At 70.4% G+C, this 20,138-nt stretch carries 14 protein-coding genes and 1 tRNA gene; 10 read left to right on the top strand and 5 right to left on the bottom strand.

Features of this window, described 5'->3' with window-relative positions:
* Positions 1-9: 9 nt before the first annotated feature.
* Complete coding sequence (locus tag ACIHFB_RS22965) at positions 10-1,029, bottom strand: MraY family glycosyltransferase (protein ID WP_365272485.1); 1,020 nt, start codon at positions 1,027-1,029, stop codon at positions 10-12.
* 181 nt (positions 1,030-1,210) lie between these two features.
* Between ACIHFB_RS22965 and ACIHFB_RS22960 the strand changes: the two genes are divergently transcribed.
* The 7 genes from ACIHFB_RS22960 (at position 1,211) to ACIHFB_RS22930 (ending at position 11,081) form a co-directional block, all read left to right on the top strand.
* Entirely contained in the window at positions 1,211-3,493 is a 2,283-nt protein-coding gene (locus ACIHFB_RS22960) for a (Fe-S)-binding protein (RefSeq protein ID WP_365272482.1), read from the top strand.
* A gap of 100 nt (positions 3,494-3,593) precedes the next feature.
* Positions 3,594-3,881, top strand: a complete 288-nt coding sequence (locus ACIHFB_RS22955; protein ID WP_400127876.1) for a zinc-ribbon domain-containing protein — start codon at positions 3,594-3,596, stop codon at positions 3,879-3,881.
* 80 nt (positions 3,882-3,961) lie between these two features.
* A complete protein-coding gene (locus tag ACIHFB_RS22950) occupies positions 3,962-5,260 on the top strand; it encodes an FG-GAP repeat domain-containing protein (protein ID WP_400127755.1) in 1,299 nt (432 codons plus the stop codon).
* Positions 5,261-5,475: 215 nt separating this feature from the next.
* The gene (locus ACIHFB_RS22945; protein WP_365272479.1) at positions 5,476-6,915 is read left to right on the top strand and encodes a hypothetical protein; all 1,440 of its coding nucleotides are present in this window, start codon (positions 5,476-5,478) and stop codon (positions 6,913-6,915) included.
* 35 nt (positions 6,916-6,950) lie between these two features.
* Complete coding sequence (locus ACIHFB_RS22940) at positions 6,951-8,396, top strand: hypothetical protein (RefSeq protein WP_400127754.1); 1,446 nt, start codon at positions 6,951-6,953, stop codon at positions 8,394-8,396.
* 86 nt (positions 8,397-8,482) lie between these two features.
* The gene (locus tag ACIHFB_RS22935; RefSeq protein ID WP_400127753.1) at positions 8,483-9,952 is read left to right on the top strand and encodes an FG-GAP repeat protein; all 1,470 of its coding nucleotides are present in this window, start codon (positions 8,483-8,485) and stop codon (positions 9,950-9,952) included.
* Positions 9,953-10,052: 100 nt separating this feature from the next.
* Positions 10,053-11,081, top strand: coding sequence for a Yip1 family protein (locus ACIHFB_RS22930; RefSeq protein ID WP_400127752.1), 1,029 nt, complete (start codon positions 10,053-10,055; stop codon positions 11,079-11,081).
* 75 nt (positions 11,082-11,156) lie between these two features.
* On the opposite strand, the gene ACIHFB_RS22925 is transcribed toward ACIHFB_RS22930, so the two are convergent.
* Positions 11,157-11,567, bottom strand: coding sequence for a hypothetical protein (locus tag ACIHFB_RS22925; RefSeq protein WP_400127751.1), 411 nt, complete (start codon positions 11,565-11,567; stop codon positions 11,157-11,159).
* Positions 11,568-11,570: 3 nt separating this feature from the next.
* Complete coding sequence (locus tag ACIHFB_RS22920; protein ID WP_400127750.1) at positions 11,571-15,125, bottom strand: chemotaxis protein; 3,555 nt, start codon at positions 15,123-15,125, stop codon at positions 11,571-11,573.
* 466 nt (positions 15,126-15,591) lie between these two features.
* On the opposite strand from ACIHFB_RS22920, the gene ACIHFB_RS22915 reads away from it, so the two are divergent.
* Positions 15,592-16,098, top strand: a complete 507-nt coding sequence (locus tag ACIHFB_RS22915) for a hypothetical protein (protein ID WP_400127749.1) — start codon at positions 15,592-15,594, stop codon at positions 16,096-16,098.
* A gap of 52 nt (positions 16,099-16,150) precedes the next feature.
* The gene (locus ACIHFB_RS22910) at positions 16,151-18,364 is read left to right on the top strand and encodes a trypsin-like serine protease (protein ID WP_400127748.1); all 2,214 of its coding nucleotides are present in this window, start codon (positions 16,151-16,153) and stop codon (positions 18,362-18,364) included.
* Between the two features lie 67 nt (positions 18,365-18,431).
* Here the strand turns inward: ACIHFB_RS22910 and ACIHFB_RS22905 are convergent, their stop codons facing one another.
* Positions 18,432-18,929, bottom strand: a complete 498-nt coding sequence (locus tag ACIHFB_RS22905; RefSeq protein WP_400127747.1) for a phosphoribosyltransferase — start codon at positions 18,927-18,929, stop codon at positions 18,432-18,434.
* A 7-nt stretch (positions 18,930-18,936) separates the two neighbouring features.
* Positions 18,937-19,512: a dCTP deaminase gene (gene dcd / locus ACIHFB_RS22900; protein ID WP_365272465.1), complete on the bottom strand. Its 576-nt coding sequence runs from the start codon at positions 19,510-19,512 to the stop codon at positions 18,937-18,939.
* A gap of 502 nt (positions 19,513-20,014) precedes the next feature.
* Between dcd and ACIHFB_RS22895 the strand changes: the two genes are divergently transcribed.
* Positions 20,015-20,088, top strand: a tRNA-Gly gene (locus ACIHFB_RS22895).
* The last annotated feature ends 50 nt before the right edge of the window (positions 20,089-20,138 follow it).

Genomic DNA, 20,138 nt, shown 5'->3' with positions numbered 1-20,138 from the left:
ACTCAACTCTTATCCGTTCCTTACACGCAACTGGGTCGTGACCTGCGGAGACGCAGACCGTCGAGGCCCGTACACCGGTACACAGAGCAACCCGACCACGATCACGAAGGCACCTCCCGCCACCCACAGCACGGCGGATCGGACCACCCACCCGACATGTACCAGCACCCCGACGAACACCGCCGAGAACGCGCCGACGGCGAGGATGACCACCGCCCCCTGCGGGGTGAGCCCGAGCCGCCGCAGCCGGTGCGCGAGATGGTCGGGCCCGCGCCGCAGCAGGGGCCGCCCGGCCAGCCGGCGGGACAGCAGCACGAGGACGACATCGGCGCCGGCGACGGCGGCAAGGGAGAACAGCACCCCCGCGCCCGTCACCGGATCACCGCCGGCCCGCGAGAACACGGTCGTCGAGGCCAGCAGGAACCCGGTGAACAGCGACCCGCACGAGCCGAGCGCCACGCGCGCGGGCGGCCAGTTGTGCATGAGGAACCCGGTGAGCGCGGCGGCCAGCACACTCAGCAACACCGCGAGCCCGTCCAGGACTTCGGCCGCCGCGATGGCCCCGGCACCGAAGGCGGTCACGACCCCGACGGTCCCCGCCAGCGCGTCCGCGTGATCGAGCGCCCGGAACCCGATGGCCACGAAGACGATCCAGCCGACGGCGAGCGCGCCGACGACGAGCCCCGTCTCGCGGTACGGCACCACACAGGTCGCCGCGATCGCCGTACCGCCCACGAGGAACCGCATCTTGACCCGTCTGAGGTCGGCGATCAGCCCGAGCGCGGCGACGGCGCCGGCGGCACAGACGAGCGCGCCGACGCCGGGCCCGAGCGGAGCGAACTCCGTCCGGTCCCCCACGGCCGCCACGGCGCAGGTGGCGAGCACGACGGCCACCCCGCCGACCACCGGTACGGGTCGCTGCCATCGACGGTCGAGCAGCCCGATCCGCTGGGCGGGCATCCGGAGCAGTGCGGCGAGGACGGCGGCGAGGAGGAAGGCGGTGGAGGCGGCGACGATCCCGTAGATCACCGTCTTAAATTAGTCATAAATTGCCGTAATTGGTACGAATAACACGGTCCACTCCTGAGGCAACCCTCAGCGATCCAGATCACGGTGCATCTGGCTACAGTGCGGCGGAAGATGTGGGTAGTCTCAGACGGACATAAGTTACCGCTTAGTAATGACCCTCGCAGGCCCGAGGAGCCCCGAAATGCAACTCGCCGCGATCATCGTGTCGCTGGTTCTGATCGTGGTCGGCGTGGCCCTGTTCGCCCGCGCCGTCCTACAGATCTACACCTTCATGCGGCTCGGCCAGAACGTGCCCGCGGGCACCCGCACGGACGAGCCCGTGCAGCGCACGGTCACCGTGGCCAAGGAGTTCCTCGGCCACACCCGGATGAACCGCTGGGGCATCGTCGGCGTCGCGCACTGGTTCGTGGCGGTGGGCTTCTTCTCCCTGCTGCTGACCATCGTCAACGCCGTCGGCCAGCTGTTCCAGGCCGACTGGCTGCTGCCGATCATCGGCGAGTGGGCGCCGTACAACGTGTTCGTCGAGTTCATCGGCACCATGACCGTGCTCGGCATCCTGGTCCTGATCGTGATCCGCCAGCTGAGCAAGCCGAACAAGCCGGGCCGCAAGTCCCGCTTCGCCGGCTCCAACTTCGGCCAGGCGTACTTCGTCGAGGCCGTCATCCTCACCGTCGGCGTCTGCATCTTCATGCTGCACGCGCTGGAGGGCGCCCAGCACCACGTCGACAGCTACGAGGCGTCGTTCTTCATCTCGTACCCGGTGGTGTCCGGTCTTGAGCACCTGGACCTCTCCACGCTCCAGAACCTCACCTACTTCTTCGCCGGCCTGAAGATCGCGACCTCCTTCATCTGGATGATCGTGGTCGCCCTGAAGACCGACATGGGCGTCGCCTGGCACCGTTTCCTGGCCTTCCCGAACATCTGGTTCAAGCGGAACGCGGACGGCGGGACCTCGCTGGGCGCCCTGCTCCCGATGACGTCCGGCGGCAAGCTGATCGACTTCACCGACCCCGGTGAGGACGACGTCTTCGGTGTCTCGCAGGTCGAGCAGTTCTCCTGGAAGGGCCTGCTGGACTTCTCGACCTGCACCGAGTGCGGTCGCTGCCAGTCGCAGTGCCCGGCCTGGAACACCGGCAAGCCGCTCTCCCCGAAGCTGCTGATCATGTCGCTGCGGGACCACGCGCACGCCAAGGCGCCCTACCTGCTCGCGGGTGGCGGCAAGTCCATGGAGGGCGAGGAGAAGGCGTCCGAGGAGCAGCTCAAGGACGTCCCCGCGGCGGCCCTCGCCGAGGCCGAGCGGCCGCTGATCGGCACCGCCGAGGAGAACGGCGTCATCGACCCGGACGTCCTGTGGTCCTGCACCACCTGCGGTGCCTGCGTCGAGCAGTGCCCGGTGGACATCGAGCACATCGACCACATCGTCGACATGCGCCGCTACCAGGTGATGATCGAGAGCGCGTTCCCGTCCGAGGCGGGCACGATGCTCAAGAACCTGGAGAAGAAGGGCAACCCCTGGGGTCTGGCGAAGAAGCAGCGCCTGGAGTGGACCAAGGAGGTCGACTTCGAGATCCCGGTGGTCGGCCGCGACATCGAGGACCTGTCCGAGGTCGAGTACCTGTACTGGGTGGGCTGCGCGGGCGCGCTGGAGGACCGGGCCAAGAAGACCACCAAGGCCTTCGCGGAGCTGCTGCACATCGCGGGCGTCAAGTTCGCGATCATGGGCGGCGACGAGAAGTGCACCGGTGACTCCGCACGGCGGCTGGGCAACGAGCCACTGTTCCAGGAGCTCGGCATGGAGAACGTGGCCGCGCTGAACATGGCGTTCGGTGAGTCCCTCAACGAGGAGGGAGGGGTGGACGAGTCGACCAAGAAGCCGAAGTCCGCGAAGAAGATCGTCGCGACCTGCCCGCACTGCCTCAACACGATCGGCAACGAGTACCCGCAGCTCGGCGGCGACTACGAGGTCATCCACCACACCCAGCTGCTCCAGCACCTCGTCGACGAGGGCAAGCTGATCCCGGTGACGCCGGTCGAGGGCATCATCACGTACCACGACCCCTGCTACCTGGGCCGCCACAACAAGATCTACACGCCGCCGCGCGAGATCATCGCCAGCGTCCCGGGCATCCGCAACGAGGAGATGCACCGCCACAAGGAGCGCGGTTTCTGCTGCGGCGCCGGTGGTGCGCGGATGTGGATGGAGGAGCGGATCGGCAAGCGCATCAACAACGAGCGCGTCGACGAGGCGCTGTCCGTGAACCCGGACATCGTCTCCACCGCCTGCCCGTTCTGCCTCGTCATGCTGACCGACTCGGTCAACGGCAAGAAGAACGACGGCAAGGCGAAGGAGTCGATCCAGGTCGTCGATGTGGCCCAGCTGCTGCTGGACTCCGTGAGGACGCCGGTCGATCCGGCGGGCGAGACGGAGACGGCGAGCGCGCCGGAGCCGGAGCCGGTGAAGTAACAACCGCTGTACAGCTCTGTACCGTCACGCCCCCTGTCCCTCCCGGGCAGGGGGCGTCACCGTACGCTGACCGCCTGGTCCCCGAGAAAGGCCCGGCATGATCTTCATCTTCGGTACCAAGGGTTACCTGTACCAGCTCGCGATACTGACGCTGGTGTGCGGACACTGCGGCAACCCGTCGGCCCACACGCTGCGCAAGCGCGTCACCAAGTTCACGCTGTTCTTCGTGCCGCTGTTCCCGTTCTCGACGAAGTACACGACGCAGTGCACCTTCTGCGGCGCGGAGCAGAAGATCACCAAGGAGCAGGCGGAACAGCTTCAGGTGCAGGCGGCGAGCGGCGGCCAGCCGTACGGACAGCCGCACCAGCAGCAGCCGTATCAGTCCTGAACACGTCACACCTCTTAACTCGAAGCCCGAACACGCGCATCATTACCGAGTCGTTGTCAAAGAGGCTGACGAGGTGAGCGGTGCGCGTGCGGAGATGCGCGGTAGGTGTGGCGGCGGCAACCATCGCCTGGCTTCTTCCACTCGCCGCCTGCGGGCCGACCCAGCACACCGGTGCCGCCGAGCAGACCCCCGTGAAGGCCGCGAAGGACGACGGTCCCGCCCGGCTTCCCGTCCCCCGCGGCAAGGGGAGCAAGGTCGCCGACGACTTCAACGGCGACGGCCACCGCGACCTGGTCCTCGACGACCTGGTGAAGGAGCAGAGCCACGCCGACGACGCCGGGATCGGCGTCGTCTACGGCTCGGCCCGCGGACTCGTCCCGGCCGCCCGGCAGTTGCTGACCCCGGCCAGGAACGCCGCACGCACCAAGGGCCAACTCCCCGCCCTCTTCGACGCCGAGGCGGCCTGCGACCTCGACGGGGACGGCTTCACGGACCTCGTCGTCTCCACCGACCCGCCCTACGACGGCCAGGGCCGGCCCCCGGTCCCCCTCCAACTCCTCTTCGGCTCCCCCGACGGCCTGACCGGCAAGGCCGTCACCCTCGCCATCCCCGACCGGGCCCGCGCCGGCAACGACTGGCCGGACCAGCCGGTGTGCGGCGACTTCGACGGCGACGGAGCCGAGGACCTGGTCGTCCACGCCTCCGACCAGCAACTCAGCTTCCTGCCCGGCCCGTTCGGCCGTAAGGGCGCTCCGAGCGCCGCCACCGCCCCGATCCCCGCGCCCGGCAACCTGCCCACCGGCCCCGCCGCCGACGTCGACCTCGACGGATACGACGACCTGGTCGTCCGTACGGCAGAAGGCACCGCCGGCGCGGCGCTCGTCCTCGGCGGCCCGACCGGACCGACCCGCACCGGAGCCGAACTCCCCGAAGGCATCGACATCGCCCTCGGCGCGTTCGGCACAGGCCCCCGACTCGACGCCGCCATCGGCGCCATGGACCACACCGCCCTCCGCTACGACCTGCCCATCCCCACCCGAGCCACCCTCCCCTCCCCCGGCTCCATGCTCACCGCCGCCGACTTCGACGGCGACGGCAAGGACGAGCTCGTCTCCAGCGGTTCGCGGATACGGCTGTTCCGCGGTCGTACGGCCGGACTGTCCGCGGCACAGCCGGTGACCGTCGAGCCCGCCGCACGCGGCACCACCCGCGTCCTGGCCGCCACCGACTTCGACGGCGACGGACGGGCAGACCTGGCCGTACGGACGTATCTGGGCGAGACCAAGGACACCGTCGCCGTCTACCCGGGCGAGAAGAACGGGCTGATCGCTGCCGAACCCTCGGCGACCTTCTCCACGTCGGAGTTCCTCGGACGCTGAGCCGCACAGCCGACGCATGGATCTGCTGAGTTGCTCGGGGGCCGAACCGCACAGCCGACGCAAAGATCCACCGAACTCACGTACAACCCTTGCGCCCCAACGGCGGTCTCTTGATCGCCGACCTCTCCGCGCCGGACGCAGCGCGTGGCAGCGGTCCGCGCCCCGCTGACTGCGGATGCCCGCGTGGCATCCCCGCCCGCCGTTGGAGACCCGCCTTGCGCACGCGCACCTTTCTGCTGGCCGCCACTCTGACCACCGGCCTGCTCACCGCCCTGCCCGGGAGCGCCGCCGCCGCACCGTCCGGACTGGCCGGTGACTTCAACGGTGACGGCTACCGCGACATCGCCGTCGGGGCGTCCGGGGCCGACGTCGGCTCCGTGCAGAACGCCGGTGCCGTGGTCGTCCTGTACGGCTCGTCCTCCGGTGTCTCGGCCGCCAAGAAGACCGTGGTCACGCAGAACTCCACCGGCGTCCCGGGCACCGCCGAGTTCGGCGACCGCTTCGGCAACAGCCTCGCCGCCGGCGACCTGAACGCCGACGGCTACGCGGATCTCGTCGTCGGCTCCCAGTACGAGAGCTTCGGCGACCGCGACGGCATCGGCACCGCCACCGTCATCTGGGGCGGCAAGTCCGGACTGACCGGCGGCTCGGCCCTGCCGCAGCCGCCCGCGACGCAGCTCAACGAGTGGGGCGGCCACTCCTCCGGCGTCGCGACCGGCGACTTCGACGGCGACGGCAAGACGGACGTCACGGTCACCGGGCAGAGCTACACCGGCCTCTACAAGGGCCCCTTCGCCCGCACCGGCAAGCCGGCGAGCTGGACCGGCGTCCATGAACTCGGCTCGACGTACGAGGTGTTCGCGGGTGATCTGACGGGCGACCGGACAGCCGAGCGCGTGTACCCGTTCGCCGTCGACGGCGACGAGGGCGGCGACATCAGCTACTTCCGTCACGACCCGGCGGGCGAGCCCGACCACCCCGAGTCGGACTACGCCCGGATCGGCCTGCCGAAGGCCGACGGCTCCGTGGGCGCGGTCGGCGACATCGACGGCGACGGCTACGGCGACCTCGTCCTCGGGGACCCCCAGGACCCGACGTCCACCAAGCGCACCGGACACAAGGGCGGCCAGATCGCCGTCTGGTACGGCTCCGAGAACGGGCCCGACCCGGCGCAGAAGCCGACCGTCATCCACCAGGACACCGCGGGTGTGCCCGGCGCGGGCGAGTCAGGCGACTTCTTCGGCTCGGCGGTGGGCGTCGGCGACGTCAACGGCGACAAGTTCGCCGACGTCGCGGTCGGCGCCTTCGACGAGACCAACGGCACCGCCAAGCACTCGGGTTCCGTGACGATCCTGTTCGGTTCGGCCACCGGTCTGAAGGGCTCGGGCGCCAAGTCGTACACGCAGAACACGCCCGGGGTGCCCGGCAGCAACGAGTACGGCGACGCCTTCGGCATCTCGGTCCGGCTGATCGACCTCGACAAGAACGGCAAGGCCGACCTGGTCGCCGGCTCCGGCTACGAGAACGGACACGGCGCGATCACCGTCCTGCGCGGCAGCGCCTCCGGCCTGACCACCACCGGTGCCAAGTCCTTCACCGCCGCCGGCGTCTCCCTCAAGGGCAGTGCCGATTTCGGCTGGGTGATCTCCCAGTGACGACCCGTCGGCTCCCTCATGGATCAAGGACTCCCATGCGCTTCCGCGCCACCGCCGCGCTCCTCGCCGCCACCCTCACCCCGCTCATGCTCTCCGCCCCCGCAGCGCACGCGGCCACGCCCGCCGCCCCGTACGACTTCAACGGCGACGGCCGGAGAGACCTCGCCATCGGCGCGCCCGGCGCCACCGTCGGCGGCAAGGCGCGGGCGGGTGCCGTGTCCGTCGTGTACGGCAGCGCGAGCGGCCTCAAGCCGTCCTCGTACAAGCTGATCACCCAGAACACCACGGCCATCCCCGGCACGGCCGGAACCGATGACGCCTTCGGCTCCTCCCTCGCCTCCGCCGACCTCAACCGCGACGGCTACGCCGACCTCGTGGTGGGCGCCCCCGGCGAGGACGAGGCGGACACCAACGACGGCACGATCGTCATCGTCTGGGGCTCCAAGTCCGGGCTGTCCGGCGGCCGTACGCTCGTCAACCACAACCAGCGCGAGAACGACCGCTACGGCAAGGCGGTGGCCGCGGGCGACTTCACCGGCGACGGCCTGCCCGAGATCGCGACCGGCTCGACCGGCCGCTTCGAACTCAACTTCGTCTCCGGGCCCTTCACCAGGACCGGCGACTTCAGCGGCGGCGGCAACGGCGGGTCCTTCGCGTACGGCTCCCGCCCGCTCGCGGCGTCGTACGGCATCGAATACCTCTCCACCGGCGACGTCATGGGCCGAGGGTTCGACCAACTGGTCGTGCACGGACGCCTCGAAGGCACCGACGACGCGGTCACCAGCCTGGTGGACGGCAGCATCGGCAACTTCACCGACTGGCTGGTGGACCTGCCCGCCGGCTACGTCTCGGCGGTCGGCGACATCGACCGCGACGGCCACGCGGACATCGCCGTCGGCAACCACCGCGAGACGTCCGCCGACCCCGCGGGCGCCAAGGGCGGCAAGGTCACGGTCGTCTACGGCGGCCCGGACGGCCAGGACCCGGACCGCGCCCCACTCGTCCTGACCCAGGCCACCGCGGGCGTCCCCGGCACCGCCGAGACCGCCGACGCCTTCGGCTCCGGTGTCTCCCTCGGTGACATCAACGGCGACGGCTACGCCGACCTGGCGATCGGCGCGTCCGGCGAATCCACGGGTGCCGCGGCGACGACCGGCTCGGTCACCGTCCTGTACGGCTCGGCCTCCGGCCTGAAGCTCTCGGGCGCCACCTCGTACACGCAGAACACCGCGGGCGTCCCCGGCGCCGACGAGAAGTCCGACCGCTTCGGCGGCCGCACCTCCCTGCTGGACCACTCCGGCGACCGCCGCGCCGAGCTGACCGTCTCGGCGCCGGGCGAGAACTCCGGGGACGGCGGCGTCTGGTCCCTGCGCGGCACGACCACCGGCCCGACGACGTCCGGCGCGGTGAGCTTCGGGCCGGCGACCACCGGCGTCTCGACCTCCGGCACCCCGGGCTTCGGATCGAGGCTGGGCGGCTGACGCCACGTCCACGGGCGACGCCGAGCGGCTGACCACCGCGGTCGCCACACCCCCTCCGACTCCGACCTCAGCACAGGAGATCCCTCATGATCGGACACCACCGCAGACTCGCCCTCGCGACGGTCACCGCCGCCGCACTGACCGGCGGCCTGCTCACCTTCACGGCCCCCACGGCGACCGCCGCCACACCGGCCCGCGCCTTCCAGGCCGACTTCAACCGCGACGGCTACGGCGACGTCGCCTTCGCCGCCCCCTTCGCCAAGGTCGCCGGCAAGGGCATGGCGGGCTATGTCGCCGTGGTCTACGGCAGCGCCTCCGGCCTCAACACCGCCAAACGCACCGTCGTCAGCCAGAACACCGCCGGCGTCCCCGGCACCGCCGAGGCCGAGGACACCTTCGGCGAGGCGCTCGCCGTGGCCGACCTCAACGGCGACGGCTACACCGACCTCGCGGTGGGCGCCCCCGGCGAGGACAACGGCTCGGACATCGACGGCGGCTCCGTCACGATCCTGTGGGGCTCCGCGAGCGGCCTGAAGAACGGCACGTCGGTGAAGGACCCGGCGCCCACCAGGCACAACGGGTGGGGCAGGAACCTGGCCGCCGGCGACTTCAACGGCGACAAGAAGACCGACCTGGCCTCCGGCACCAGCGCCTCGTACGCCTACATCGTCAAGGGCGGCTTCACCAAGTCCGGCACCACCGGCGGCACGCAGAAGGTCACCACCCCCGACAAGGCCGAGTTCGGCATCGACACGATCGACGCGGGCGACACCAACGGCGACAAGAAGGCCGACCTGGTGCTCACCTACCGCACTCCGCTCCCCTCGGACGAGACGGTCAGCTGGTCCAAGGGCGCCGCCTACCTCGGCGCCTCCACCGGCGTGGTCGTCACCCAGCCGCGCCCGCTGAACGGCGGCACCACCCTGGCCCTCGGCGACATCGACGGCGACGGCTACGACGAGATCGCCATCGGCAACGTCTTCGGGAAGGACGACGACCACACCGGCACCCTCGGCGGCCAGGTCGTCGTCATCCGCGGCAGCAGGGGCGGCCCGATCAACGGCGACGCCCCCATGGCCGAACTCACCCAGGCCTCCACGGGAGTCCCCGGCACCGACAAGGAACGCGACGCCTTCGGCGGCTCGCTCTCCATCGGCGACGTCAACGGCGACGGCTACGGCGAACTCGCCATCGGCGTCACCTTCAAGGACATCGGCGCGGCCGAGGACACCGGTCTGGTCGTCCTGATGAACGGCTCGGCCGAGGGCGTCTCCCGCACCGGGGCCCGTACGTTCTCCCAGAACACCCCGGGCGTCCCCGGCTCCTCCGAGTCGACGGACTACTTCGGCTCGGAGGTCCTCCTCTCCGACGTCACCAAGGACGGCCGCGCCGACCTGACCATCACGGCCGGCTTCGAGGACGTGGGCGTCGGCGCGGTGTGGGGCCTGCGGGGCGGCGCCTCCGGCATCACCACCACCGGCGCCAAGTCCTTCGGCCCGGGAACCTTCGGCCTCGCCCGCACCTACGGCGCGTTCGGCGCCGGTCTCACCGGCTGACCGGGAGGTCGAGGACCCTTCTGACCGGGAGGTCAAGGACCCTTCCCTAGGGCTCCACCCTGACCGACCACGGAGAACAGCCCCATCCGCCCCTTAGGGGATGTCACAGCTCGGCAGCAAAGCCGGGCCCGAAACCCCGGGCCCGGCACGGGACCCCCGAGAACCAGGTACGTTCGATGACGTGGCTGGATTCAGGATCGGACGCGGCCGAAGCAACGGCGCTCCTCACGCGCGACCGCAACAACCTCCGTACGGACAGACCCCACCGGGTCCGCCGTACGGCAATCCCACGGCTCCGCAGCCGTACGCCCCGCAGCAGCAGTGGCCGCAGGGCAGCGGCGGCCAGGGCGGGGGCTACGGCGGCCAGGGCCATGTCGGCCATGGCGCCTACGGCGGCGGCCGGGGCGCGGGGGGCTACGACGAGCCGGAGTACTTCGGCGACGGCGGCGCGCACGCGCCGCAGCCCGGGCAGGACCCGTACGCGGCCAACAACGCCGGTCACACCCAGGCGTTCACGGTCGGCGAGGAGCCGTACAACCAGGGCGGGACGTACCACGCGGGCTCGGCCGCACCGTCCGGCCCCATCGGCCCGCGCCTGCGCTGGAAGGCGCTGCTGAGGGGCATCGTGGTCGCCCCCAACCAGACCTTCCTCCAGATGCGCGACTACGCGATGTGGGGCCCGGCCCTCATCGTCTCGTTCCTCTACGGCCTGCTCGCGGTCTTCGGCTTCGACGGCGCCCGCGAGGACGCGATCAACGCGACCCTCTCGAACGCGGTCCCGATCGTCCTGACGACCGCCGTCGCGATGGTCCTCTCCTCCTTCATCCTGGGCGTGGTCACCCACACCCTCGCCCGCCAGCTCGGCGGCGACGGCGCCTGGCAGCCCACGGTCGGCCTCTCCATGCTGATCATGTCCATCACGGACGCCCCCCGCCTGGTCGTCGCCATGTTCCTCGGCGGCGACGCAAGCTTCGTCCAGCTCCTCGGCTGGGCCACCTGGGTAGCCGCCGGCGCCCTCCTCACCGTCATGGTCACCCGCTCCCACGACCTCCCCTGGCCCAAGGCCCTCGGCGCGTCCGCCATCCAGCTGATCGCACTGCTGTCGATCGTGAAGCTGGGCACGTTCTAGTTTTCGCGCGCTGCGACGACGAAGGGCTCCCGGCCGAGGCCGGGAGCCCTTCGCTTTACCTCAGGAGCTCTTGGCTCATGGGGAGCTGTGCTTCGCCAGACTGGGGAAGAGGTCCCTGTCCTCCCAGTCCGGGGAGAACGCCTCCAGCATCCTCTCGTAGTGCCGGGTGAGCCTGCGGTCCACCCGTGTGAGGCAGTCGAGATGGCGCTGTTCCACTTCAGCGTGCAGCCAGGCCCACCGGAACCGGTGAGCGAAGTACTGGACGACCTCGGCGGCCGCGGACAGCTCCCGGGAGTCGAGGGCATGCAGGAAGGCCCGCTTCACCTCGTCCGACTCCGGATCCGGTGCCGCCGCCACCCGGTCCGCCAGCTCCGCCAGCACTGGGTCCGCAGCGAGTGTCGACTTCCGCTCGTCGAGGATCCCGGACACCTGCTGGAATCCGTCGACGAGCAGCTCGTACATCCGCTGCGGCTCCGATGGAGACATCCGTTACCACCGTTCCTTGTAGGACTTCTCGCCGACTTCGAACCCGGCGCCACGGAAGGCTTCCTCTGCGGCGGCCCGTGCCTCCGGTCCCTTCGGCTGGTAGTGACCCGATCTGTTGTCGATGGACTTGATGTTGCCCTGCCAGAGCTTCAGCTCGCCGGCGGCGATGACCTTCTGCCCCTGTGCGAGGTCGATGTGCCCGTAGATGCTGCCGATCCGGGTGACTCGCAGCTCACCGCCCGGCAGAACCACGTACACGAACCGGCCGGTCGCCTCGTGCAGGTCGTCCAGCTTCTCGAGCGGCACCCTCTCCAGCGGGATGGGCTTGTCGTCGGGTTCGAGGTTGTCCCACAGCTTGCACTGGTCGGACGACGCGGACAGGGACATGGTCGACATGCCGCTGAGGCTCTTCACGCAGGGCGCCTTCACGCCCTTGAGCTTGATGTGCAGGGCCGACATCGCGAGGCCCTCGAAGCACGAGACCTCCGGCTTGGTGAGGCACTTCTCGATCTCTTCCGCGCCGACGTACGAGGCGATGAGGCGGTCCAGGTACGTGCTGGTGATGCAGCCCATACCGCCGGCTCCGTCGGAGCCGCAGACCAGGAGCGTCTCACCCGGTTTGATGTCGCCCCAGTTGGCGTGCCGGTACTGGACCAGTCGCTTCTCCAGCGCCTCGCGCAGCTCCTGGTCCGTGATCGGCTTGCTGGACTCCTGGAGTTCCTGTTCGATCTGCGCCTTCAGTTCCGTGACGAGCTTCTCCGCGGTGATCGTCAGCGCGTCGGCGTATGCCTGGGCGGCCGCGACGGCGTCCTTCCCCGCCGCCAGCTCCGACAACTTCGCCTCGTAGGCGGACTGGTCCGCCTGCGCGGCGTACCCTCTGGCCACTCCGGCGGAGTGCTGGGCGGACTGCGCCGAGCGGGCGGCCGACTGCGCGGCCTGCTGGGCCGACGCGGCTGCGTTCCTGGCCGTCTTGGCCGACTGCGCCGCCTTGTCCGCGGAGTCCTCGGCCTGGTCTGCCGACTCATCGGCCTGCTCGGCGTACGTGTTCGCCCGCGCGGCGGACTCATTTGCCGCGTTGGACCACGCGATGGCGTCCTCAGCGTCCTTACGAGCCTCGGCGGCGATCTTCTGTGCCTCGGCGGCGTCCTTCTGCGCGAGCGACGCCGACTTGTGGGCGGCCAGCAGCAGGACGTTGACCTCGGCGATGTGCGCGGCGGCGTTGGCGTCCCGCTGGCGCGCCTTGTACAGACCAATCTCCAGGAAGGGACGCAGCCCGGTCGGCGGGCCCGACAGCACGGCCTGCGCCGCGGCCTGGACCTCCGGGCCGCCGGTGGCGAGGGCCTCGCTGACCGCGACGCGGTCGTCGTCCTCCCGCGCCTCGTACTGCCCGGTCTCCAGGAACTCCGCCAGGTCGGCCGCGGTGCCGTCCAGTGCCTTGCTCGCGGCGGCCTTCACACCCGGACCGCCCGCGGCCGCGATCTTGGCCACGGCGACCCGGTCGTCGTCCTCCTTGCCCGGATAGGCACGGGTGCTCAGCCACTCGCGCACCTGGTCGACCGGGTCGTCCATCACATCCAGGGCGGCATCCTGCTGCGCGGAGATCTGGGTGGTCGCCGCGATGTGGCCGACGCTGGCCCGGTCGTCCTGCTCCATGGCCACGGCGAGCGTGGTGTCCACGAACTCGGCCACGTCCTCGTCGGTGCCCTCCAGGGCCATCTCGGCCGCTTGCTTCACCCAGGTCCCGGCGCCGGGCAGCAGATTGACCGCGGCCTGTCGGCCCTTGGCGGCCTTCACCGCCGGGTCGACGGCCGCCGCGGCATCCGTCAGCAGTTGCCGCGTCCGGGCCTGAAGCTCCTGCTGCCGGCCCATCTCGTGCTGGGCGGCGGCCACTCGGGAGTCGTAGGCCAGACTTGCCTCCTCGGCCGACAGCACCTCTTCTTCCTGCTGCTGGGCCAGCCGCTCGGCGTCCGCCTTGCGCGCCAGCTCCACCACGGTCGAGGCCTGCTCCGCGGCCTTCACCGCATTGTTCGCGGCCGCGGTTGCGCCGTTCGCCGCCTCGGTGGCCGCCGCGGCGGCGTCCACCGCCTCGCCCGCCGCGTCGGCTGCCGCGTCGGCCGCCGTCGCGGCGGCCCTGGCGTGCGCGGCCGCGTCATTGGCCGCGTCCCGCGACTGCCGGGCCGCGGTGGCGGCCTGGTTGGCGTTGCTCTGCGCGGAGTTGGCTGCGCGTGTGGCCTGATCGGCGAGCCGCTTGGCCCGCGCCGCCGCAGCGACGGCCTGGTCACCCTTGGCTCCGGCCTCGCCGGCCCAGCGGCCCGCGTCGGCCGCGGCGGCCGCGGCAGCGGCAGCGTTGGCGCCCGCGCTGGCCGCGGCGGAAGCGGCCTTCGCCGCGTTGTCGGCGGCGATGCCTGCCTGATCTGCGGCGTCCGCCGCCTTCTCCGCCCCGGAGGCGGCGTCGCGCGCCTTCTGCGCGGCAATGCGGGCCTGTTCGCCCCGGTTTGCGTCGCCTGCCGCCGCCGCTGCGGCGGACCTGGCCGCGGAGGCCGCGCCACCCGCCCGGCTGGCCGCGTAGGCCGCCTGGGCGGCGGCGGTCGCGGCGACTCGCGCGGTCGCGTTCGCCGCCGAAGCAGCGGACACCGCCGTACGGGCCGCCTGGGCCGCTCGGTCGGCGGCGGCAGCGGCGCGGGACGCGGCTGCCGCCGCCGCACCGGCCGACTCCTTGGCCTCGGCAGCCTCCGCCGCCGCGATCTGCGCCGCCTCCTTGGCCTCCTGCGTGGCCTTCGCCGCCTTCGCCGCCTCTTCCTTGGCGGTCTCGGTCAGCTCGGTGGCCCGCTTCTGCGCCGCGTCGGCGAGTTCGGCGAGTTGCGCGACGGTGATCGTCTCCTGGTCGCGCGCGGCCGCGACCGCCCACCCATCGTCCAGAAACTCCTGTACGTCGTCGTCCGTACCGTCCAGCGCCTGTCCCGCGAGCAGTTTCACGTTCGTGCCGCCGGTGTACAGCAGCCGGGCGACCCGGACCCGGTTGTCGTCGGCCCGCGCCGTGTACTGCCCCGACTTCAGGAACGCGCTCACGTCGTCGGCCGTGCCGCTCAGCGCCGCATTGCCGGCCTTCTTCACACCCGGACCGCCGAAGGCCATGATCTGCGCCACCTGAACGCGCTGATCCTCCTCGAAGGCGGTGGTGAATCCGTTGTCCAGGAAGGTGTGAAGTTCCTCCTCGCCGCCGCTCAGGGCGGTACCTGCCGCGTCCCGCACGGCCGGACCTCCGGCGGCCATGAGCGTGGCCGCCTGCACCCGGAGGTCTTCCACCTCCAGCCTCGGCATGTCGACGCTCATGAACGTCTGGATGTCGGCGTCCGGGCCGGCCAGGGCCACCTCCGCCGCCGCGCGCACGCCCGGACCGCCGTACTCCCAGGCCTCCAGTACGTCGGACCGGTAGTAGACCCATGTCTCGTCCTCGGCCGACGCCGGACTCGGGTCGATACCCAGGACCATCACCGCGGCTATCAGCGCCGCCACGGAGCCGCGCCATCCCGGCACCGCCCGCAATCTGACACTCAACGTGTTACTCCCTCGTTCCGTCGAGATTCAGCTCGTTGAATTCAGCACGTATCTCTTTAACCGCACCTTACAGTTTCCACACCGGATTCAAGGGCAATTTCAACAGCTCCCTTAACCCAAACCGTCACCACTGTTCACCATTCAGGACAGACTCTCGTAACCTCTCGTTATCCTTTCTTTATGCAAACCTGCACAACCTTCCGGGAGTGTGACCGACCCCATATCAACTCTCCACAGATCGCCCGATTTATGAGAGTTCACGAAGTGGACAGGTCCAAGAACGCGATGTTGCATAGGCCGCTCAAGCAGTTTTCCGGTGGGTGCTCAGGGGGGGCTATTCACTGCCGGGAGTGGGGGGCTGCGCATTGATTTCGCATTCCTTCACACCCGTGCGCGAAATGCATTCCGTCCTGTAATTCCTCGTCCGGAGCAACGAGCCAGGATTGTGATGAAGGGACGTTTGCCCATGCCGTCGAGATCGCACCGCAAAAGACTCATAGGCACAGCCTTGGCGGCTGTGGCAGCCGGGGCCCTGGCGTGGGCCGTCACGGCGGGCGGTGCCGCGTCCGGGGCAGCGGTGGCCGTGGCCGACGAGGCTCCCGGCTACGCCGTCGAGACCTTCGACTACCCGCAGGCGGACAAGATCCTCGCCGAGAAGAACATCCTGCTCAAGCGGGGCGACGGCCACATCACGCTCGCCGACTGTGTGACCGGCACCGGTCAGCTGGAGGTCATGGCGCGTGACAAGAGCAAGATCTGCTTCGACGTCAAGGGCAACTCCGGCTGGCTGACCCTGGAACTTCCCTCGGTCTACCTCATCCGGGGCAACGACTACGCCACCGAGGCGGACATGACGGTCGGCACCGAGGAAACGACGTACGACATCACCAAGAACACCTGGACCCCCGTGGGTGAGAGCGCGGACGAGCAGGCCCGTTGGTGGACGCTCCTGGAGCTTCGGACCTCCAAGTAGCGCCCCGCCCAGTCCTCCTGCCCGAATCCGCCACCACCAGGGAACCCACCTCATGACCTACGCCAGACCTGTGCGCCTCGCCGCACTGGCCGCCACCCTGACCCTGACCTCCGCCGCGCTGGCGGCCGGCCCCGCCGCCGCCGTCACCGGCCCCGCCGTCGCCGCCGCCGACACCACCCACGCCTACGCCGCCCAGATCACCATCGGCGACCACGAGCGCGGCTGCTCCGGCGTCCTGGTCGACCGCGAGTGGCTGCTCACCGCCGCCAGCTGCTTCGCCGACGACCCGGCCGTGAGCCTGACCGTGCCCGCCGGCAAGCCGGCCCGCAAGACCACCGCGGTCATCGGCCGCTCCGACCTGACCGGCACCGCCGGAGCGGCCCGCGAGATCGTCGAACTCGTCCCGCGCACCGACCGCGACGCGGTCCTGGCCCGCCTGAACCGCCCGGTCACGAACGTCGCCCCGATCGCCCTCGCCACCACCGCGCCCACCACCGGCGAGACCCTCACGCTCGCCGGCTACGGCCGTACCGCGAGCGAGTGGGCACCGCTGAGCCTGCACACCGGCACCTTCACCGTCGACGCCGCCACCACCACGACCGCCTCGGTCACGGGGACGGACGGCGTGGCCGCGTGCATGGGCGACACCGGCGGCCCCCTGGTCCGGGTCAGTGGCGGCACCGCCCAACTGGCCGCGCTGGGCAGCCGGTCGTACCAGGGCGGCTGCTACGGCATCGACGCCACCGAGACCCGTACCAGCGGCATCGTCACGCGCGTGGACGACCTGGCCTCCTGGGTGAACTCCGCCACCGGCGCGGTCCGCGTCACCGACTTCAACTGCGACGGCGTCGAGGACATCGCGGTCTCCGACCCACGGGCGACCGTCGGCAGCGCCGGCACCGCGGGCCTGGTCCGGATCGTCTACGGCGGCGGCAAGGGCACCGCCGAGATCAACCAGGACCTCGACTGGGTGTCGGGCGCCGCCGAGGCCGGCGACTCGTTCGGCGAGTCCCTGGCCACCGTCGACTACGACGAGGACGGCTGCACCGACCTGGTCGTCGGCACCCCGGCTGAGGACATCGGCAGCGTCGCCGACGCCGGCATGGTCGACATCCTGCACGGCGCGACCGGCGGCCTGGGCACCGGCGCCAAGAAGGACACCCACTTCGAGCAGGGCGCGGGCACCGGTTCGCTCGCCGCGTCCACCAGCGAGAGCGGCGACCGCCTGGGCCACGCCCTGGCCGCGGGCACCACCGCCGCCGGTGAGCCGTTCGTGGTGATGGGCGCGCCCGGCGAGGCCCTCGGCTCCATCGCCAAGGCCGGCACCGCGATCTACCTGCACGGCACCACCAACATCGCCGTCAACCAGGAGGCCACCGGGGTGAGCGGCGCGGCGGAGGCCAACGACGGCTTCGGCACCAGCGTCGCCGCCGACGCCAATCACATCGCCATCGGTGCGCCCGGTGACGCCATCGGCTCCGACGCCAACGCCGGCAACCTGGCCGTCTTCGCCCACACGCTGAACTCCGAGGGCCGTCCCACCCCGCGGTTCGGCCTGGACCAGGACCTCGACACCGTCTCCGGCGCCGCCGAAGCCGGTGACCTGTTCGGCCAGTCCCTGGCCCTGGTCCCCTACCGCCCCTCGGGTGCGGCAGCGGCCACCGAGTCGATCCTCGCGGTCGGCGCGCCCGGCGAGGCTCTGACCGTGGACGGCGCGAGCAAGGCCGAGGCGGGCTTCGTCCTTACCTTCCGGATCACCGCCGCGGGCGCGTTCAGCCAGCTCCAGGGCTACGACTCGGGCACCGGCGACGACGACGTCTCCGGCACCTCCGAGGCCGGCGACCACTTCGGCCAGACCCTGACCGCGGTGAACACCGCCCCGCGTGCGGTGAGCACCACGGCGACGATGAAGCTCGCGGTCGGCATCCCGGACGAGGCCATCGAAACCACCGCGAGCGCGGGCGCCCTCGCCACCTTCTCGCTCCTCGGCACGCCCGGCGCGAACGACCGCTGGATCGAGGCGGGCGACGGTGACGGCATCCCCGGCACCCCGGGCGCGGGCCAGAAGCTGGGCAGCAGCATCCACTACACCGGCACCCGGCTTTACGTCGGCCTGCCCCTGGGCCCCAGCAGCTACGGCACCCTCTACGCCCTGCCCCTGTCCAATGTCACCGCCGGCGGTACGGTCGCCGCGGTCACCACCTACCAGCCCGGCACCGGCGGCCTCCCGGCGGCCGGCGACCGCTTCGGCCACGCGGCCCGGTAAGCAGCCAGCCAGTCAACCCCGTTGACCCGGCAACGGAGAGGGCCCTCGACCTTCGTCGAGGGCCCTCTCAGGCGTCGAGGACCTGTCCCACGCGCTTCACGACGGGCGGTTCGACCGACCACGGGAAGTTGATCCACTCATCCGTCCGCTTCCACACGTACTCGCACTTCACGAGGGACTGCGACTTCTCGTAGATGACGGCGGAGCGGACCTCGGCGACGTGGTCGACGCAGAAGTCGTGGACGAGTTTGAGGGTCTTGCCGGTGTCGGCGACGTCGTCGGCGATCAGGACCTTCTTGTTGGAGAAGTCGATCGCGTTGGGGACGGGCGCGAGCATGACGGGCATTTCGAGGGTCTGGCCCACGCCGGTGTAGAACTCGACGTTCACCAGGTGGATGTTCTTGCAGTCCAGGGCGTAGGCGAGCCCGCCGGCCACGAAGACGCCGCCGCGGGCGATGCTGAGCACGACGTCGGGCTCGTACCCGTCGTCGGCGATGGTCTGCGCGAGTTCGCGTACCGCGGTGCCGAACGTCTCGTAGGTGAGGTTCTCCCGTACGTCGCTCATGCCGCCATCACACCTGCGTCCGGTGGAAGTTGAGGAAGGACCGGGATGCGGTCGGCCCCCGCTGTCCCTGATACCGCGATCCGTACCGCTCGCTGCCGTACGGGAACTCGGCGGGCGAGCTGAGCCGGAACAGACACAGCTGGCCGATCTTCATGCCGGGCCAGAGCTTGATGGGGAGCGTGGCGAGGTTGGACAGCTCCAGCGTCACATGCCCCGAGAAACCGGGGTCGATGAACCCGGCGGTGGAGTGGGTGACGAGCCCGAGCCGCCCGAGGGAACTCTTGCCCTCGAGCCGGGACGCAAGATCATCGGGGAGCGAGATGACCTCGTAGGTGGAGGCCAGGACGAACTCGCCCGGGTGGAGGATGAAGGGTTCGTCGCCCTCCGGCTCCACGAGCCGCGTCAGATCGGCCTGCTCGACGGAGGGGTCGATGTGGGGGTACCGGTGATTCTCGAACACCCGGAAATAGCGGTCCAGCCGCACGTCCACGCTCGACGGCTGCACCATGGATTCGTCGTAGGGATCGATCCGTACCCGCCCGGCATCGATCTCGGCCCGGATGTCCTTGTCTGAGAGAAGCACGCCCCGAGGATACGCAAGGCGCGCGGAGCCACCACAATCGGACGACTCCACGCGCCTGTTTCTGATCGCTTACCGCTTCTCCAGCGTCACCTGCACGACACTGCGGAGCCGGGCGCACCGCGGACATCGGACGAGCCGTCCGGGTCCGAGCCGCTCGGCCTGCTGCATCGGGAACGAAGCGGTGCTGAACACGTGCCCATCGGCACATCGGACGACGGTGCGCTCCATCAAGTCCAAGAGTCCCTTCCCCAAGAGCCGCGTCCGGCTGCTGCCCGCCGGACGACGAAAGGCCACATTACGGGATGAATGGGACGGCTCTCCAGGGGGCACTCCGGTCCCGCCCAGACCCTCTTCCACCCCTCCACCGTACGCCCCAACTCCCGCCCCTCGCAGCCTCATCACCCCCTCAAAACGCCCTCGGGCCCCACGGCTTCAGCACCGGGGGCCCGACATGAGGTAAAGTGACCACGCGTTCCGACACCGGTCCTGACCGGCGTCTTACGCGGGTGTAGTTTAATGGTAGAACATCAGCTTCCCAAGCTGAGAGCGCGAGTTCGATTCTCGTCACCCGCTCCAGAATTTGCCCCCAGGCCAGCGGCCTGGGGGTTGTTTGTTGTCCGCAGGTC

Origin of the sequence: Streptomyces sp. NPDC051963 (assembly GCF_044593495.1) — a bacterium.
Classification (GTDB): domain Bacteria; phylum Actinomycetota; class Actinomycetes; order Streptomycetales; family Streptomycetaceae; genus Streptomyces.
This window is presented reverse-complemented; position numbering and strand designations above follow the sequence as displayed.

Bases quoted from the DNA above. Each gene is read 5' to 3' on its own strand.
- ACIHFB_RS22925 (WP_400127751.1), bottom strand. From the start codon at position 11,567: ATGTCTCCATCGGAGCCGCAGCGGATGTACGAGCTGCTCGTCGACGGA.
- ACIHFB_RS22935 (WP_400127753.1), top strand. From the start codon at position 8,483: ATGATCGGACACCACCGCAGACTCGCCCTCGCGACGGTCACCGCCGCC.
- ACIHFB_RS22940 (WP_400127754.1), top strand. From the start codon at position 6,951: ATGCGCTTCCGCGCCACCGCCGCGCTCCTCGCCGCCACCCTCACCCCG.
- ACIHFB_RS22910 (WP_400127748.1), top strand. From the start codon at position 16,151: ATGACCTACGCCAGACCTGTGCGCCTCGCCGCACTGGCCGCCACCCTG.
- ACIHFB_RS22905 (WP_400127747.1), bottom strand. From the start codon at position 18,929: ATGAGCGACGTACGGGAGAACCTCACCTACGAGACGTTCGGCACCGCG.
- ACIHFB_RS22915 (WP_400127749.1), top strand. From the start codon at position 15,592: ATGCCGTCGAGATCGCACCGCAAAAGACTCATAGGCACAGCCTTGGCG.
- ACIHFB_RS22930 (WP_400127752.1), top strand. From the start codon at position 10,053: ATGTCACAGCTCGGCAGCAAAGCCGGGCCCGAAACCCCGGGCCCGGCA.
- ACIHFB_RS22960 (WP_365272482.1), top strand. From the start codon at position 1,211: ATGCAACTCGCCGCGATCATCGTGTCGCTGGTTCTGATCGTGGTCGGC.